We start from the raw sequence: 2428 nt of genomic DNA on the forward strand, positions 1-2428 counted from the left end.
GCGCGGCGGGCATCGGCGTGCCGATCATCCCCGGGCTGAAGGTGGTCGGCCGCAAGGGCCTGCTCACGAACATCCCCCGCCACTTCCACGTCGACCTGCCCGACGCGCTCATCGACGCCGTGCAGCACGCGCGCGGCGCCGAGGAGGCCGCCGAGGCCGGCGTCGCCCACGCCCTGGCGCAGGCGCGCGGGCTGCTCGAGGGGGGGGCGCCGGGCCTGCACTTCTTCGTCTACAACGACGCGCCGCTGGCCGGGAGGGTGCTGGGCCGGCTGGGCATTTAGCCCTCTTCGAATCGCATATTGCATCAATTGTGTTGACGTCGGATCAACTTATATGTCAAAATAGATGCCTGGATCACACCATGGATGGCGGTCTACGATTCCCACGGATGTTCTCGAGATCCTGTCGCTCGAACAGCATCATCCTTCACTCGGGGGGTCATCATGCGTCGCAGACTGTTACCGCTGGTCATCCTGGCCATCCTGTCCCTGGCCGTCGCCGCCATCGCCGCGGACAAGGTCCCGCCGCGCACCAACGACGGCCGCAGCGTCTACCGCACCGAGGCCGTGCGCGCCTACGTCGAGGGCTTCGAGGGCACCTTCCCGCCCGCGGGCTGGACCCAGACCATCACCAACCCCGCGAACACCTGGATCCAGGACACCGCGACCCCCTACGAGGGCGCGGTCGCGGCCTACGTCCCCTGGCAGGTGGGCATCCCGCAGGACGAAGCCCTGTCGTTCGTCTACACGATCGACTCGGCGGCCAACGAGGACCACCTGGTCTTCGCCACCGAGGGCAGCATGTACTGGGCGTCCAACGCCAACTTCACCGTCGAGGTGGACGGCGTCGAGGTCTACAACTTCCTGAACGAGTTCACCGCCGGCAACTTCATCTGGGACCTGGTCGACGTCGACCTGTCCGCCTACGACGGCCAGACCGTGACGATCGCCTTCATCTACGCGGGCGATGACGGCGCCGACCACTACTTCGACGCCGTGTCCATCGACGAGGGCGCGCCGCCGCCGCCGCCGCCGCCGGCCAACGACCTCTGCGAGAACGCGATCGATCTGCAGGCGCAGGGCCTCAACGAGTTCGTCGTGGACCTGTGCCTGGCCGCCGACGACTACAGCGCCCCGAGCGGCGGCTGCACCGGCTACTCCTCGGCCGGCAAGGACCTCGTCTACAAGATCTACCTGGACCTGGGCGAGACCTTCTCCGCCTCGATGCAGGGCACCCACGACGCCGCGCTGTGGCTCGTGACCGACTGCGCCGACGCGGCCAACACCTGCGTCGCCGGCGCCGACAACACGGTGTCCGAGGGCTACGAGACCATCACCTACGCGGCCGCCGCCGCGGGCTGGTACTACATGATCGTCGACGGCTACGGGACCGACTCCTGCAGCACGACGACCGTGACCATCGCCGCGCCGGTGAACAACGAGGACGCCAGCTGGAGCGACGTGAAGTCGATGTACCGGTAGGCGCCGCACCACGGACGACGAACGGAGCGCGGCCCCCCTCCCCGGAGGGGGGCCGCGATTGTGGCTGGACGTCCCGCGCGATCTCCTCTAGTTGTCACCCCAGATCGACCCACGCCCCCATCGCCGCGCCGGCGGGGAACCAGGGAGGGAGCGCATGCCGCGTTCACGGTGGCCCAGGGATGCGCAGCTGCAGGCGGGCGTCGCGGCGCTGGTCCTGTCCTGGCTGTTCCTGGTCTGGAGCGTGGTCCCCGCGATCCGCGACGTGCAGGCCGCCGCGATGGCCGGGGGCAGGCCGCCGCCGACCGCCGCCTCGCTCCCGCAGGCGCCGACCGCCGCCGCGGCCGTCGGCGCGATCCTCGGCGCGGTCCTGCTCGCCCTGTGGCTGAAGCCGCGGGAGAACCGGCGCCGGCTCGCGGCGCGCGCGGCGGAAGGTCGGCGGGGCGACCTCGTCGTCCTGCTGGCGGCGCTCGGCGCCCTGTGCGGCGCCTCGCTCCTCGCTCCCGGCGACCCCACGCTGATGGACTCCAAGACCCACATCGCCAGGATCTGGCACTGGGGCGTCTCGCTGCGTCACGGCGCGCTCCCGCTCTGGACCGACCTCTGGTACGGCGGGTGCCCCGTCCTGGCCGTGTACCCGCCCCTGTCCCACGTCGCCGGCGGCCTGCTGGTCGCGCTGGACGTCCCGGCGCCGCTGGCCGCCAAGCTCCTGGTCTGGGCCGCCCGCATCCTGGGCACGCTCGGCTTCGGGCTGCTGGCCGCCCGGCTGCACCGCGACCGCGCCGCCGGCCTGCTGGCCGGGCTGCTGTACGGCTCGTACCCGCCCTGGCACGCGGCCTGGATCTGGGAGGGCCGCCTGCCGGGCGCCGTGCTGCTCGGCGTCCTGCCCTTCGCGCTGTTGCTGGTCGAGCGCCTGGCCGCGCCGGCGCGCACCGTCGAGCGGCCGCGCC

3 protein-coding genes are annotated in these 2428 nt (G+C 71.6%); all 3 read left to right on the forward strand.

Annotated features, from left to right (window positions below; all coding sequences use genetic code 11):
• A partial coding sequence (locus tag Q7W29_07175) for a methylenetetrahydrofolate reductase (protein ID MDO9171593.1) occupies positions 1 to 281 on the forward strand: 281 nt, incomplete at its 5' end.
• Between the two features lie 162 nt (positions 282 to 443).
• Complete coding sequence (locus tag Q7W29_07180) at positions 444 to 1481, forward strand: hypothetical protein (GenBank protein ID MDO9171594.1); 1038 nt, start codon at positions 444 to 446, stop codon at positions 1479 to 1481.
• Positions 1482 to 1635: 154 nt separating this feature from the next.
• Positions 1636 to 2428 (forward strand): hypothetical protein (locus Q7W29_07185; GenBank protein MDO9171595.1); only part of this gene is annotated, 793 nt, incomplete at its 3' end.

The organism is bacterium (genome assembly GCA_030654305.1).
GTDB lineage: Bacteria > Krumholzibacteriota > Krumholzibacteriia > LZORAL124-64-63 > LZORAL124-64-63 > PNOJ01.

Coding starts and splice junctions, on each gene's coding strand:
- Q7W29_07180 (MDO9171594.1), top strand. CDS start 444: ATGCGTCGCAGACTGTTACCGCTGGTCATCCTGGCCATCCTGTCCCTG.